Source organism: Novosphingobium aromaticivorans DSM 12444, assembly GCF_000013325.1.
Taxonomy (GTDB): domain Bacteria; phylum Pseudomonadota; class Alphaproteobacteria; order Sphingomonadales; family Sphingomonadaceae; genus Novosphingobium; species Novosphingobium aromaticivorans.
Window position 1 is genome coordinate 1726642 of sequence record NC_007794.1, and the last position, 14416, is coordinate 1741057.

Annotated in this window: 10 protein-coding genes; 3 read left to right on the forward strand and 7 right to left on the reverse strand. The window is 64.7% G+C overall.

Annotated elements, in window-relative coordinates; translation table 11 throughout:
• Positions 1-57: 57 nt before the first annotated feature.
• The 3 genes from SARO_RS08280 (at position 58) to SARO_RS08290 (ending at position 2785) form a co-directional block, all read left to right on the forward strand.
• On the forward strand, positions 58-387 hold the full coding sequence (locus SARO_RS08280) for a c-type cytochrome (RefSeq protein WP_011445301.1): 330 nt from the start codon (positions 58-60) through the stop codon (positions 385-387).
• Positions 384-2015 (forward strand): FAD-binding oxidoreductase, encoded by a 1632-nt coding sequence (locus tag SARO_RS08285; RefSeq protein WP_011445302.1) that lies wholly within the window; start codon positions 384-386, stop codon positions 2013-2015. Before SARO_RS08280 ends, SARO_RS08285 begins: the two co-directional genes overlap by 4 nt.
• A gap of 116 nt (positions 2016-2131) precedes the next feature.
• On the forward strand, positions 2132-2785 hold the full coding sequence (locus tag SARO_RS08290; protein ID WP_011445303.1) for an RBBP9/YdeN family alpha/beta hydrolase: 654 nt from the start codon (positions 2132-2134) through the stop codon (positions 2783-2785).
• A gap of 3 nt (positions 2786-2788) precedes the next feature.
• Here SARO_RS08290 and glgX read toward each other — a convergent pair whose 3' ends face one another.
• The 7 genes from glgX to SARO_RS08325 all read right to left on the reverse strand — a co-directional run bounded on the left by glgX (position 2789) and on the right by SARO_RS08325 (position 14387).
• Positions 2789-4555 carry a glycogen debranching protein GlgX gene (glgX, locus tag SARO_RS08295; protein ID WP_011445304.1) on the reverse strand — a complete coding sequence of 589 codons (1767 nt, stop codon included), beginning with the start codon at positions 4553-4555 and terminating at the stop codon, positions 2789-2791.
• Entirely contained in the window at positions 4552-6180 is a 1629-nt protein-coding gene (locus SARO_RS08300) for an alpha-D-glucose phosphate-specific phosphoglucomutase (RefSeq protein ID WP_011445305.1), read from the reverse strand. The genes glgX and SARO_RS08300 overlap by 4 nt, the downstream gene beginning before the upstream one ends.
• The gene (gene glgA, locus SARO_RS08305; RefSeq protein WP_011445306.1) at positions 6177-7634 is read right to left on the reverse strand and encodes a glycogen synthase GlgA; all 1458 of its coding nucleotides are present in this window, start codon (positions 7632-7634) and stop codon (positions 6177-6179) included. The genes SARO_RS08300 and glgA overlap by 4 nt, the downstream gene beginning before the upstream one ends.
• Entirely contained in the window at positions 7631-8890 is a 1260-nt protein-coding gene (gene glgC, locus SARO_RS08310) for a glucose-1-phosphate adenylyltransferase (RefSeq protein ID WP_011445307.1), read from the reverse strand. The genes glgA and glgC overlap by 4 nt, the downstream gene beginning before the upstream one ends.
• Positions 8891-8911: 21 nt before the next feature.
• Positions 8912-11077, reverse strand: a complete 2166-nt coding sequence (gene glgB, locus SARO_RS08315) for a 1,4-alpha-glucan branching protein GlgB (RefSeq protein WP_011445308.1) — start codon at positions 11075-11077, stop codon at positions 8912-8914.
• Positions 11074-13497 (reverse strand): glycogen/starch/alpha-glucan phosphorylase, encoded by a 2424-nt coding sequence (locus SARO_RS08320; RefSeq protein WP_011445309.1) that lies wholly within the window; start codon positions 13495-13497, stop codon positions 11074-11076. The genes glgB and SARO_RS08320 overlap by 4 nt, the downstream gene beginning before the upstream one ends.
• 380 nt (positions 13498-13877) lie before the next feature.
• Entirely contained in the window at positions 13878-14387 is a 510-nt protein-coding gene (locus SARO_RS08325; RefSeq protein ID WP_234007429.1) for a cytochrome b, read from the reverse strand.
• Between the last annotated feature and the right edge of the window lie 29 nt (positions 14388-14416).

Below are 14416 nucleotides of genomic sequence, written 5' to 3' on the forward strand. Positions count from 1 at the left end.
AATTTGACATAAAGTAATGTTCGAAATACGCGACCTTTCGGACGAGGGAGAACGAGGATGCGGATCAAGGCGACGATCCTGCTCGCCTGGTGCCTTGCGGCGACCAGCGGGGCGGCTCATGCGGACGGGGGCAGGGTGGCCTCCGTCGCGAAGGGCCGTGCGCCCGAGAAGGTCTACAAGGTCACTTGCGGGTACTGCCACGGACACAACGTCGGCCCGATCATCCTCGGCCGCAAGATTCCCGCTGCCACCGTCCAGGCCATGGTCCGCAGCGGACGCGGCGCGATGCCCGCCTTCCGCCCGACCGAGATCACCGCCGCCGAACTCGCTGCCCTTGGCGTTTGGATCGAAAAGTCCCGGGCCAATCCGAAGGAGCATGGACAATGACTGCAGGAATCTCGCGTCGCGACATGATCCGCGCGGGCGCTGCCGGCGCCGCGCTCCTCTCCTCCCGGGCATTCGCCAGTCCGCTCGACGGCCCGCGCATCATGCCGCCGGGCCTGGCCGCTGACCGCTTTGCCGCTGCTGTCAAGGAACTGCGGGCCGTTGTCGGCACGGACTGGGTCTTTGCGGATGCCGAAAGCACGCTGCCCTACGCCAGCACCTTCACCCCCGACCCCGACGGTCGGCACCTGCCTTCGGGCGCGGTGGCCCCGGCTTCGGTCGAGGAAGTACAGGCGGTGCTGAAGGTGGCGAACAAGTACGGGCTGCCGCTCTGGCCGGTCTCCACCGGCAAGAACATGGGTTATGGCAATGCAACGCCTGCGACCTCGGGCCAGATGGTGCTCGACCTCAAGCGCATGAACCGGATCATCGAGGTAGACGCCGAACTCGGTACTGCGCTGGTAGAGCCGGGCGTGACCTACCAGGACCTCCACGACTACCTGCAGGAACACAATCTGCCCTACTGGGTCGACGTGCCCACGGTCGGGCCGATCGTGTCGCCGCTCGGCAACACGCTGGAACGCGGGGTGGGCTATACCCCTTATGGCGACCATTTCTTCATGCAGTGCGGCATGGAAGTCGTGCTGGCCGATGGCACGGTCGTGCGGACCGGGATGGGCAGCGTGAAGAACTCGACCACCTGGCAGGCGTTCAAGTGGGGCTACGGCCCCTACATCGACGGCCTGTTCACCCAGTCGAACTTCGGCGTGGTGACCAAGCTCGGCATGTGGTTGATGCCGGCGCCGCCAGCCTACAAGCCCTTCATGGTCCGTCACATGGAAGTGGCCGACGTGGCGCGGATCGTCGATGCGATCCGCCCGTTCCGCATGAACAACCTCATCCCCAATTGCGTCTTGATGATGGGCGCGGCCTACCAGCTCGCGATGTTCAAGCGCCGCGCCGACATCTGGACCGAGCAGCGCTCCGTTCCGGATGACGTGATCCGGGCCGAGGCTATGCGGAACGGCCTCGGCATGTGGAACACCTATTTCGCGCTCTACGGTACCGATGAGATCATCGCTGCGGTGGAACCCATCGTTCGCTCCGCCTTCGAGGCGACCGGCGGCGAGGTACTGACCGAGAGGGAAATGTCCGGCAACCCGTGGTTCGAACATCACAAGTCGCTGATGCGTGGCGGCATGACGTTGGAGGAGATCGGCATCGTGCGCTGGCGCGGGCCCGGTGGCGGGATGATCTGCTTTGCCCCGGTCGCTCCGGCCAAGGGCGTCGAGACCGCCGAGCAGACCGCGCTCGCCAAGGAAATCCTCGGCAAGTACGACTTCGACTACAACGGTGCCTTCGCCATCGGCAGCCGCGAACTGCACCACCTGATCTTCCTGCTGTTCGACAAGGATGATCCGGCCGAGGAACGCAAGGCGCAGGACTGCATGGAAGAGATGATCCTGCGCTTCGGCGACAAGGGCTGGGCCGCGTATCGCACCGCCGTCAGCACCATGGATCTCGTAGCAGGCCAGTACGGCGAGGCGAATAGGATGCTCAATCGGCGCCTGAAGGCGGCGCTCGACCCAAACGGTGTCATCGCGCCCGGAAAATCGGGGATCACGCTTTGACGATGCGATGCGTCGACCCGTCGCAAGTCTCTTGTCTATCAAATTAGTTGAGTTATCTCCTGAAGCCTGTCGGGACGTAATCCGAGTCGACCGGCTTTCCGCTTCAGGAGATGGCAATGACTCACGATTCCTCGTTGCGAGCGGGGCGCGACCCGCTCATCCTTACCGTTCCGGGGCTCAGCAACAGCGGCGCCGGGCACTGGCAGACGCTGTGGGAACAGGAGCTTCCCGATTGTCGCCGCGTCGATCTCGGCCTTTGGGACGATCCGCACCGCAACACCTGGGTGAACAAGATCAACCTTGCGGTCCATCGTGCCGAGAGGCCCGTGGTGCTCGTCGCGCACAGCCTCGGCTGCCTTGCGGTCGCATGGTGGGCGGAGTTCGAAAAACCTGCCAACGGCAAGGTATTGGGTGCGCTTCTTGTCGCGCCGCCTGATGTCGAGGTGCGCCCGATCGACCGCCGCCTTACCCGCTTCGCACCTTTCCCGCACGGGGAGCTTCCGTTCCCCTCGATCCTCGTCGCCAGTCGCAACGACCCCTACATGGGCATCGGTCAGGCACGGCATCTGGCGCGGGCCTGGGGCAGCCGCTTCGCCGACGCGGGCGAGGCGGGGCACATCAATGCCGATTCCGGGCTTGGCGACTGGACGTTCGGACGATTGCTGCTCAACCAGCTCTTGCCCCGGCCGCTTGCGCTGGACAGTTCCGCTTCCCGCGGGGTAGTTGGCAACTTCCAACCGGACAGGGCGCTGCGCCGGTTGGGAGCGTGACCGTCAGACCGGACCTGCCATCGGGGCGGTCCGGTCGACCACGAAGCCGTAGCTGCCATTCTGCCAGAAAAATCCCTGGGTCAGGTCGCTTTCCCACGCGCTCGTGTGCAGTTCGGTGCCGTTCAGGTCACGCCAGGTTCCATCCTCCGGAAACCTGGTGAAGGATGAAATTCTCAAATGGCGCCAGGCGGATAGCCCGAAGGTCCACGCTTCCAGGGCACGGTCCCGCCGGTCCCAGTCGATCCAGGTGATTTCGTTGTCCTGCGCATAGGCATTGTTGTTGCCGCGCTGGCTCCGGCCAAATTCGTCGCCGGCGGTCAGCAGGATCGTACCGGTCGAAATGAACAGTGTCCCGAGCATGGCGCGTACAAGGGCGGCGCGGCGGGAAAGGACGTCCAGATTGTCCGTTTCTCCCTCCATGCCGTTGTTCCAGCTAAAATTTTCGCCGTGTCCATCGCGGTTCTCCTCGCCGTTCGCCCAGTTGTGGCGCTGCTCGTAGGCAAGCGTATCGGCGAGAGTAAAGCCGTCGTGGGCCGCCAGGAAATTGACCGTTCGGCAGGCCTTGCCGAAGATATCGGAAGACCCGGCAATCCGCGTTGCAAGCGCGCCGACGCCGGTCTCACCCTTCCAGAATCGTCGTACGTCGTCTCGGAATCTGTCGTTCCATTCCAGCCAGTTAGAAGGGAAACCTCCGAGCTGGTATCCCCCGGGCCCAATGTCCCAAGGCTCCGCGATCATCACCCGGTCGGCCAGCACCGGGTCGGCGGCGATCTCGCGGAAGATCGGCGCGTCGGCGGCGAAGCCGGGGCTGCGGGCGAGGATGGGAGCGAGGTCGAAGCGGAAACCGTCGACGCCGCAATGCCTTGTGAAGTGGCGCAGGGTATCGAGCGCCAGCGCGCGAACGGCAGGATTTCCGAAATCGAGCGTATTGCCGCAGCCGGTGTCGTTGATCAGCCTACCGTCGGGCGCCTTGGTATAGGCCGCGTCATCGAGACCGCGGAGGCAAAGGACGGGGCCGAGAACGTCGGATTCCCCGCTGTGATTCAATACGATATCGAGGATTACGCCGATCCCTTCGGCTCGCAACGTGGCCACGGTTTCGCGCAGTTCCCTGACTCCGCCCGGACAGACGCGGGGATCGAGAGCCATGGGGGCGACGGGGTTGTATCCCCAGGCGTTGGTGAGGCCGAGCGGGGGCAGGTGCCGCTCGTCGATCCAGGCGACGATTGGCATGAGTTCCACCGCCGAGACGTGCAACTGCTTGAGATGGCCGATGATTGCCGGGTGAGCGAGCGCGGCGACGGTGCCCCGGAGCGGCTGCGGGACATCCGGATGGAGCATGGTAAGCCCGCGCACGTTGACTTCGTAGATCAACCCGCCGTGGCGGAACAGCGGCGAGAGGTGAGAAATCACCGGCGGTGCGGTAACCACTGCTTTGGGAACAATTTTCGACGTGTCAGCGCCGTAGGTGGACAAGCTCGTGTGTTGCACAAAGCTGCCGTCCAACTCGATTGCGTAGGGATCGACAAGCAACTTGGCAGGATCGAACCACAGACCATCCGGCGGGTTCCATTCGCCAGACGCGCGGTAGCCGTAGCGAATGCCACGCAGATCCCTTGGAATTTCAACGATCCAGTTATCGCCGACGCGGGTCATCGCGATACGCTGCTCGGCTTCGTCCTCGAACAGGCAGAGCGTCAGTGCCTCGGCGCGAGGGGAGCGGACGGAGAAGCGGGTGGCGCCGTCCGCCAGAAAGACGCCCGGCGTCACGTCACCACGTCGGGCGCGGTGCGTCCGGTGTGACGCGCGATGCCGGCGATGGCGTCTGCCGCCCGGATGAGATCGGCAAGCATTTCAGGCGTTTCACGGTCGAGATCGCCGCCCACCGGTTCGTAGCGTTCGAGATAGACGCGCAGGGTGGCGCCTTCGGTGCCGGTGCCGGAAAGACGGAAGACCACGCGCGAGCCACCTTCGAACAGGATGCGGACACCCTGATTGCTGCTGGTCGATCCATCGACCGGGTCGAGATAGGAGAAGTTGTCGGCTGTCGAAATAGTCAAATTTCCGAATGGCTTGCCTGAAAGACTTGAGAGCGATTGGTTGAGTTCTGCCATGAGTGCATCGGCCCTGTCGGTCGGCAGCGCCTCGTAGTCGTGGCGGGCGTAGTAGTTGCGGCCGAACCGCGCCCAATGCTCCCGTGCGAGCTGATCGACGCCGATCCTGCGAACCGCGAGGATGTTGAGCCATAGCAGCACCGCCCAGAGGCCGTCCTTTTCGCGTACATGGTCGCTTCCGGTGCCCGCGCTTTCCTCGCCGCAGATCGTGGCCATGCCGGCATCGAGAAGGTTTCCGAAGAATTTCCAGCCGGTTGGCGTCTCGAAGCAGGGCAGGCCCAGTGCCTCCGCCACACGATCAGCCGCAGCGCTTGTCGGCATCGAGCGGGCAATGCCGTTGAGACCGCCGGCATAGCCCGGTGCGAGGTGCGCATTGGCGGCGAGCATGGCCAGGCTGTCGGACGGGGTGACGAAGCGGTGCCGGCCGACGATCAGGTTGCGATCGCCGTCGCCATCGGAGGCGGCGCCGAAATCCGGAGCGTCCGGGCCGAACATCGTATCGAACAGCTCGTGGGCGTGGACCATGTTGGGATCGGGGTGATGACCCCCAAAGTCCTCGAGCGGAATGCCGTTGCGCACCGTGCCCTTGGGAAAGCCGAGGCGGTTTTCGAGGATCTCGATGGCGTAGGGACCGGTGACCGCGCTCATCGCGTCGAAGGCCATGGTGAACCCGCCCTCAACATTGGCGCGTATTGCATTGAAATCGAAAAGGGATTCCATGAGTTCGGCGTAATCGGAAACGGAGTCTATGACGTCCACTGTCATCGCTTCGACCTGGGTTGAGCCGAGCCTGTCGAGGTCGACGTCCGGCGCGTCGACGGTCAGCCAGCGGTCGATTGTCTGGGTGCGGGCATAGATCGCCTCGGTTACAGCCTCGGGAGCAGGGCCGCCGTTGGCAATGTTGTACTTGATGCCGAAATCCTCGTCCGGACCGCCGGGGTTGTGGCTGGCCGACAGGATCAGGCCGCCAGAAGCGCCGTACTTGCGGATGACGTTGGATGCGGCGGGGGTGGAAAGGATGCCGCCCCGACCGACCAGAACCTTGCCATAGCCGTTGGCGGCGGCGATGCGGATGGCCTGCTGGATGACGGTGCGGTTGTGGTAGCGGCCGTCGCCGCCAACGACCAGCGCGCTGCCAGGCGCGCGCTCGACCACGTCGAATACCGACTGGATGAAGTTTTCCGCGTAGTTCGGCTGTTGGAAGACCTTCACTTTCTTGCGCAGGCCGGACGTGCCCGGCTTCTGGCCGGAACAGGGCGTCGACGGAACGGTACGAGTCATTGGTCCTCCGCGATGAGGGCGGCGTAGAGGTCCGCATAGGCCTTGCCCGAGCGGCTCCACGAAAAGTCGGTCTTCATGCCGGCTCGCTGCATCGCGCGCCAGACATCCGGTTGCCGGTAGAGCGTTACGGCCCGGCTGATAGCGTCCGACACGCTGGGATAGTTCACGCCTTCGAATTGCACGCCGGTTGCGACGCCGGCCATGACCGCTGCCAGGTTGGCATCTATCACCGTATCGGCAAGGCCCCCGGTTCGTGCGACGACAGGTACGCAGCCATAGGCAAGGCCATAGAGCTGGGTGAGGCCGCAGGGTTCGAAGCGAGAGGGTACGAGGATCGCATCGCCCCCCGCCTGCATGCGGTGGGACAGCGCTTCGTCATAGCCGATCCGCACCCCGACCTTGCCGGGATGGCGCGTGGCGGCTGCGTGGAAAGCGTTTTCCATCGCCTTGTCGCCGGAGCCGAGCAGGGCGAGCCGGCCGCCGATGCCGACGAGGTGGTCGATGCATTCGAGCAGGACGTCGATGCCCTTCTGCCAGGTCAGGCGGGTTATGACGACGAAGAGCGGTCCATCATCGGCCTCCAGCGCGAATTCGGCCTCGAGCGCGCGCTTGTTGGTCACCCGGCGGGCGAGCGACTTGACGCCGAAGCGGGCGGCGAGTGCTGGATCGGTTTCAGGGTTCCACTGGGCCGTGTCGATGCCGTTGACGATGCCCGACACGCGGTTGCCCCGGCTGACGACCAGACCTTCGAGGCCCATGCCGAATTCGGGCGTGCGGATTTCGCGGGCGTAGGTTGGGCTTACGGTCGTGATGGCGCTGGCGGCTTCGAGGCCCGCCTTCAGGTAGCCGACCCCGCCGTGATACTCGACGCCGTCCATCGCCCAGGCCTGGGGCGGGAGGCCGAGCGCGGGGAAGAGGTCCGCGCCGTAGTGACCCTGGAAAGCCATGTTGTGGATCGTCATGACCGAGGGCACGCGGCGTCCCCCGGGCGGCGGCGCGAAGCGGAGGTAGGCCAGAGCCATGGCTGCCTGCCAGTCGTGCGCGTGGACGAGATCGAAGGCGCGACCCTTGACCGCACCGCCAGCGACATCGGCCGCAGCGCGTCCGAACGCGGCGAAGCGGCGCCAATTGTCCGCCCAGTCCCGGCCCGAGCTGTCGACATAGGGGGTTCCGTCGCGCTGGAAAAAGGCGGGCGCATCGAGGACCAGCAGGGGATGGCCGTCGATCTTTCCGGATACGAGGCGGGCCTTCTCTCCCAGCAGGCTGTTCCAGGTGTGAAGGGCGCGCGGGCGGGCGAGCGCCTTCATCACCGCCGGATATCCGGGGAGGATCGTCGTCATCCCGACGCCGTGTGGCGCCACTGCCGAGGGCAGGGCGCCGGCAACGTCGGCGAGGCCGCCAGTCTTCACAAGCGGGACGGCCTCTGAGGCGACGGAAAGGACCTTGATCGTCATGCCAACTGGTCGATCATCCGCTTGGTGATGAGGCACACCCCGCTTTCGGTCCGCTGAAAGCGGCGGGCGTCAAGCTCGGGGTCCTCGCCCACTACGAGCCCTTCGGGAATGCGGACGCCGGAGTCGAGGATCACGCGGCTGAGGCGTGCACCCCTGCCGATGTTGCAATATGGCAGGATCACCGCTTCCTCGCACGAGGAGAACGAGCCCATCTTGACGCCGGTGAAGAGCAGGCTGCGCCTGGCGATGGCGCCCGACACGATGCAATCCTGCGAGATCAGCGAGGATATCGCCATGCCGCGACGGCCATCCTCGTCGTGCACGAACTTGGCGGGGGCGGCGATGATCTGGTCGGTCCAGATCGGCCAGTCGCGGTCGTACATGTTGAGCTTGGGCACAACGTCGGTCAGGTCGAGGTTGGCCTCGAAATAGGCGTCGAGCGTGCCGACATCGCGCCAGTATTCCTCGATTTCTTCCGCCGCGCGGATGCACGACGCGGTGAAGCGGTGGGCGACGGCCTTTCCGTTCCGGACGATCTTGGGGATGATGTCGTTGCCGAAGTCGCGCGACGACGAGGGATCGGCGGCATCCTCGCGCAGGATGTCGAACAGGAACTTCGTGTCGAAGACGTAGATGCCCATCGATGCCAGCGCCATGTCCTCATTGCCGGGAATGCCGGGCGGATTGGCGGGCTTTTCGACGAAAGCGGTGATCGTGTCGGACGTGTCGACCGCCATGACGCCGAAACCGGTCGCTTCGATGCGCGGCACGACGAGGCAGCCGATGGTCACATCCGCGCCGCTTTCGACGTGCTGGCGGAGCATCAGCTCGTAGTCCATCTTGTAGATGTGGTCGCCCGCGAGAATGACCATGTACTTGGGCGCGTAGGACGCGATGATATCGAGGTTCTGGTAGACGGCGTCGGCAGTGCCTTCGTACCATTGGTGTTCGGACACGCGCTGCGAGGCAGGGAGGATGTCGAAGCTCTCGTTGCGTTCGGGCCGCATGAAGTTCCACGCGCGCTGCATGTGGCGGATCAGCGAGTGCGCCTTGTACTGCGTGGCGACGCCAATGCGGCGGATGCCCGAATTGATCGCGTTGGAAAGGGCGAAGTCGATGATGCGCGACTTGCCGCCAAAGTAGACCGCGGGCTTGGCGCGGTTATCGGTCAGTTCCTTGAGGCGGCTGCCGCGTCCGCCGGCCAGGACATAGGCCATCGCATCGCGCGCCAGCGGCTGAGAGTAGGTATCGCGCATCCCCGTTCTTCCCCTTCCTTCTTATCCTTCGAATTCAAGCATCAGCGTGGCCAGCGGCGGGAGGACCACGAAAGCGGCGCCTTGTTCGGCAGTGACCTTGCCAAGATTGCCGATGCCGCTGCCGCCATAGTCCTCGGCATCGCTGTTCAGGACCTCGCGCCATTCCCCATCGAGCGGAAGCGGCAGGCGATAGTGGTCGTGGACCTGCGGGGTCATGTTGCAGATCACAGCGACCGGCCTTGCGCCCGGTGCCTTGCGCAGCCAGGCGAAGATCGAGGCTTCCGCATCGTCCACCACCAGCCATTCGAACCCTTCCGGCTCGCAATCGCGGGCGTGGAGTGCGGGGCGGCTGGCATAGACGCGGTTGAGATCGCGTACCCAGCGGCGGATGCCCTCGTGGGCGGGAGCCTGGAGCAGGTCCCAGTCGAGCGCGCGAGCCTCGCTCCACTCGCGGCGCTGGGCGAATTCCTGGCCCATGAACAGCAGCTTCTTGCCGGGATAGCCCCACATCAGCCCGTAATAGGCGCGCAGGTTGGCGAACTTCTGCCAGTCATCGCCGCTCATCTTGTTGAGCAGGCTGCCCTTGCCGTGGACCACTTCGTCATGGCTCAGCGGCAGGACGAAGTTCTCGCTGAAGGCGTACATCAGGCCGAAGGTGATCTCATCGTGATGGTAGCGGCGGTGGATCGGCTCGCGCGCCATGTACTTCAGCGTATCGTGCATGAAGCCCATGTTCCACTTGAAGCCGAAGCCGAGGTTCTCGCGCGGGGCGCCATCGAACGCCGGTTTGGATACGCCGGGCCACGCGGTTGATTCCTCGGCGATGGTGAGGAAGCCGGCGTGGCTGCCATAGACGGCCCGGTTCATCGCCTTGAGGAACTCGACCGCTTCCCAGTTCTCGCGGCCGCCTTCGGCGTTGGGAATCCACTCGCCAGCCTTGCGCGAGTAGTCGCGGTACAGCATCGAGGCGACCGCATCCACGCGCAGCCCGTCGACATGATAGCGTTCGGCCCAGAACAGCGCGTTGTTGACGAGGAAGCTGACGACCTCGCGGCGGCCGAAGTTGTAGATCAGCGTGTTCCAGTCGGGATGGAAGCCGAGGCGAGGGTCTTCGTGTTCGTAGAGCGCTGTGCCGTCAAAACGGACGAGGCCGTGCTCGTCCGTCGGGAAGTGGGCAGGGACCCAGTCGATAAGGACGGAAATGCCCGCCCGGTGGGCGCCATCGACGAAACGGGCGAACCCCTCCGGCGGGCCGAAGCGGGCTGACGGGGCGTAGAGGCCGGTCGTCTGGTAGCCCCAGCTCGGATCGTAGGGGTGCTCGGAGACGGGCAGGAATTCAATGTGGGTGAAGCCCATTTCCGCGACATAGGGGATCAGGCGGTCGGCCAACTCATCCCAGGTATGGAAGCCTTCCTCGTGCGGCTTCTGCCACGAGCCGGGGTGGACCTCGTAGATCGACATCGGCTCGCGGCGCGCGTCGACCGAGGCCCAGTGCGCGCGGTGGGCGGCGTCGGCCCAGTCCATCTTGACCGGGTGCGCGGTGAGCGAGGCGGTGCTGGGGCGGAATTCGGCGGCAAGCGCATAGGGATCGGCTTTGAGCGGAAGCACACCGCCGTCGTGGCCGACGATGCGGTACTTGTAGGCGCGATGTTCGCCGATGTCGGGAATGAAGATTTCCCAGACGCCGATGTCCGCCCGGCGGCGCATCGGGTGGCGGCGGTGATCCCAGTCGTTGAAATCACCGACGACCGAGACGAGCCGCGCGTTGGGCGCCCAAACCGCGAAGTGCACGCCGCGCGCGCCCTCGTGCTCGATCAGGTGCGCACCCATCTTGTCGAACAGCCGCAGATGCGTGCCCTCGGCGATCAGGAAATCGTCGAGCGGGCCGAGGACGGGGCCGAAGGAATAGGGGTCGGTGACGAGCCATTCGTGCCCATCGGCCTTGCAGGCATAGCGGACTGGCTGGCGCGGTCCCTTTACCTTGCCTTCGAACAGGCCGCGCCCGTCGACGCGGCTGAGCTTGCCCAGCTTCTTGCCCGAGAGCGACCATGCCACGGCCTCTTCCGCGCCGGGCAGGACGGCGCGGGCGAAGGCGCCGTCCGGTCCTTCGTGGATGCCGAGAAGCGAGAAAGGATCGGCGTGCGTCCCGTCCAGAAGGGCATCGATGGCGCTCGCCGGTGGTTTCATGCTCGGTCTCGGACCCCCCAGATGTCGCGGGCATATTCGCCGATCGTGCGATCGGACGAGAACCAGCCTACGTTGGCAATGTTGCGGATTGCCGAAGCGCGCCACGACGGCTGCTGTTCCCAGCGGCGATCGATGTTGCGTTGCGCCGCGTGGTAGGCATCGAAATCAGCGGCGACCATGAACCAGTCGTGGTCGTAGATGCCGCCCATCAGGCCTGCATAGCGCTGCGGGTCGTCGGGCGAAAAGACGCCGGTGGCGATTGCCGCGATGGCCTGCTGCAATTCGCGCGAGCTTTCGATCACTTCGCGCGGGTTGTAGCCGTTGGCGCGCTTGTCCTCGACCTCCTGCGCGGTGAGGCCGAAAATCTCGATGTTGGCGTCGCCCACGCGGTCCTTGATCTCGATGTTGGCGCCGTCGAGCGTGCCGATGGTGAGCGCACCGTTGAGGGCGAACTTCATGTTGCCGGTGCCGGAAGCTTCCATGCCGGCGGTGGAAATCTGTTCGGAAAGGTCGGCCGCCGGTATGATCTTCTCGGCCAGGCTGACGTTGTAGTTCGGCACGAACACGACCTTGAGCAGGCCGCCGACCGAAGGGTCGGAGTTGACGCGGCGGGCGATGTCGTTGGCCAGTTTGATGATGAGCTTGGCGTTGTGATAGCTCGATGCGGCCTTGCCGCCGAAGATCTTTACGCGCGGCACCCAGTCGCGTTCAGGGTGGCTGCGGATCTGGTCGTAGAGCGCGACGGTCTCTATCAGGTTGAGCAGCTGGCGCTTGTATTCGTGGATGCGCTTGATCTGGACGTCGAACAGCGCGTCGGGATCGAGGCGGATGCCCATCAGTTCCTTGACGTGCTTTGCCAGTGCGATCTTGTTGGTGCGCTTGACCTCTGCAATCCGCTCTCCCAGCGCGGGATCGTCGGCCAGCGCGTTGAGATCGGAGAGCTTTTCGGCGTCGTCAAGAAAACAGTCGCCGATCGCGTCCTTCAGGACCGAGGTCAGGCCGGGATTGCACTGCTGCAACCACCGGCGCGGGGTAACGCCGTTGGTCTTGTTGTTGATGCGCGCCGGGTAGAGCTTGTGCAGGTCTGAAAAGACGGTGGTCTTCATCAGCTCGGTATGGAGCGCTGCCACGCCATTGACGCTGTGCGCGCCCGAGAAAGCGAGATTGGCCATGCGCACGCGGCGTTCGCCGCCTTCGTCGATCAGGCTGATCGCCGAGATCGCGGCGTCATCGAGGCCCGCCTTGCGCGCTTCGCGCAGGACACGGCTGTTGATGGCGTAGACGATCTGCATGTGGCGCGGGAGCAGGCGTTCGAACAGGGGCAGGGGCCAGGATTCGAGCGCTTCGGGCAGGAGCGTGTGGTTGGTGTAGCCGACCGTCGCCTTGGTCACTTCCCACGCCTCGTTGAATTCCAGGCCGTGGACATCGACCATCAGGCGCATCAGTTCGGCAACGGCAACGGCCGGGTGCGTATCGTTGAGCTGGATCGCGGCCTTTTCTGGCAGGGTGCGGATGTCGCCATTGTACTGGACGTGGCGGCGCACGATGTCCTGGATCGACGCGGAGGTGAAGAAATACTCCTGCCTGAGGCGCAGTTCCTGCCCGGCGGGGGTAGAGTCCGCCGGATAGAGCACGCGCACGAGGCTATCGGCGCGGACCTGTTCGGCAAGCGCGCCGAAGTGGTCGCCCGCGTTGAAGGCGTCGAGGCGCAGCGGATCGAAGGCGTGTGCTGTCCACAGGCGCAAGGTGTTGACGCGCTTGCCGCGCCAGCCGACGACCGGGGTGTCGACCGCGCTCGCCTCGACCTTTTCGGCCGGGCGCCATTCGACGCCGTCGGCCTTCTCCACCACTTCGCCGCCGAAGCCGATGATGTAGGCGCTTTCGCGGCGATCGAATTCCCATGGGTTGCCGTGCGACAGCCAGGTTTCGGGCAGTTCGACCTGCCACCCATCGTCGATCCGCTGGCGGAACATGCCGTTCACATAGCGGATGCCGTAGCCGTAAGCGGGGATGTCGAGGCTGGCGAGGCTTTCCATGAAGCAGGCGGCGAGGCGGCCGAGCCCGCCATTGCCGAGCGCGGCATCAGGCTCGAGGTCTTCCAGCGCGGAAAGGTCGAAGCCGTGTTCGCGCAGGGCCAGTTCCATGTCGCGCGTCAGGCCCATGTTGGACAGGGCATCGCGCAGCAGCCGGCCGATCAGGAACTCGAGGCTGAGGTAATAGACCCGCTTTCCGCTTTCCGCATAAGTCTTGCGGGTGGATTCCATCCAGCGGTCGATGATCGCATCGCGCAGGGTGAGGACCGTTGCGGTGTACCAGTCGTGCGGCTTTGCCGCGCGCTCGTCCTTGCCGACGCGGTGGCGCAGGACGTCGATGATCTGCGCATCGATCTCTGCGGCCCTGGAATTCTTGTCGAGGCTCATGCCGGTCGTCCCACCCTGCCTTGTCCGGAACGGGCGATGGACATGCCACGCACGCGCCGGTCCCTGTTGTACCGGCCCTTCATCACCGCCTGCCTGCTTTTTCCGGCAAGCGCCTTGCGGTGCCTGCGGAAGCGGCTGGGCGGGTTCGCATCGAACTCCCAGATACATGGGTATGACAGCGCCCGCGCATTCGGCAAGGCGCGATCGTGCGGGGATTGCGCGGGTACGCGGCTGGATGCGCCAAACGAGGGTCGGCACGACAACGGGATTGCCGGATCGGACGGTCTGTCCTGCTTCGCTTCCATGCCCCCACCGTGTTTTACTGTGGGGGCCGTTCTAGTCCTAGTTCCCGGCGCTGTCGGCCAGAATACGTCTGCGCATCAGAACATGCGGCGCAAGATGTTGTCCTTGATGACAAAATGATGGTGCAGGGCGGCTGCGACGTGGAGTACGACAAGGCCGGCCATGAGGAAACCGAGCACTTCGTGGCTTTCGCCCGCAGCCTCGGCAAGTGGCGAATCCTTGACCACCGCGAACTTGGGCCAGTCAAACAGGCCGTACATCGAGATCGGCCACTTGCTGGCCGAGGACATGATCCAGCCGGTAAGTGGCACGACGAGCATCAGCACGTAGAGCGCGCCATGCGTGACCTTCGCGACAAGGCGCTGGAGATTGCCCATCGTCGCGGGCCATTCCGGTGTCGTCCAGGTGAAACGCCAGCCGATACGGGCGAGCGAAAGCAGCAGGATCAGGATGCCGGTGGCCTTGTGGACCGGAAACGGGTTCCAGATATCCTCTATGGCCTCTCCGCCGATTCCGCTGACGACGTTGAAGATCACCATCACGGCGATCACGGCATGAAATGCCCGCGCTACGCTGTTGTAACGCAACAGGTCTTCACTTGCGGCACCACTCGCCA

Excerpts from the sequence above, each read along its gene's own strand:
- SARO_RS08280 (WP_011445301.1), top strand. The coding sequence starts at position 58 with ATGCGGATCAAGGCGACGATCCTGCTCGCCTGGTGCCTTGCGGCGACC.
- SARO_RS08285 (WP_011445302.1), top strand. The coding sequence starts at position 384 with ATGACTGCAGGAATCTCGCGTCGCGACATGATCCGCGCGGGCGCTGCC.
- SARO_RS08290 (WP_011445303.1), top strand. The coding sequence starts at position 2,132 with ATGACTCACGATTCCTCGTTGCGAGCGGGGCGCGACCCGCTCATCCTT.
- SARO_RS08300 (WP_011445305.1), bottom strand. The coding sequence starts at position 6,180 with ATGACTCGTACCGTTCCGTCGACGCCCTGTTCCGGCCAGAAGCCGGGC.
- glgA (WP_011445306.1), bottom strand. The coding sequence starts at position 7,634 with ATGACGATCAAGGTCCTTTCCGTCGCCTCAGAGGCCGTCCCGCTTGTG.
- glgC (WP_011445307.1), bottom strand. The coding sequence starts at position 8,890 with ATGCGCGATACCTACTCTCAGCCGCTGGCGCGCGATGCGATGGCCTAT.
- glgB (WP_011445308.1), bottom strand. The coding sequence starts at position 11,077 with ATGAAACCACCGGCGAGCGCCATCGATGCCCTTCTGGACGGGACGCAC.
- SARO_RS08320 (WP_011445309.1), bottom strand. The coding sequence starts at position 13,497 with ATGAGCCTCGACAAGAATTCCAGGGCCGCAGAGATCGATGCGCAGATC.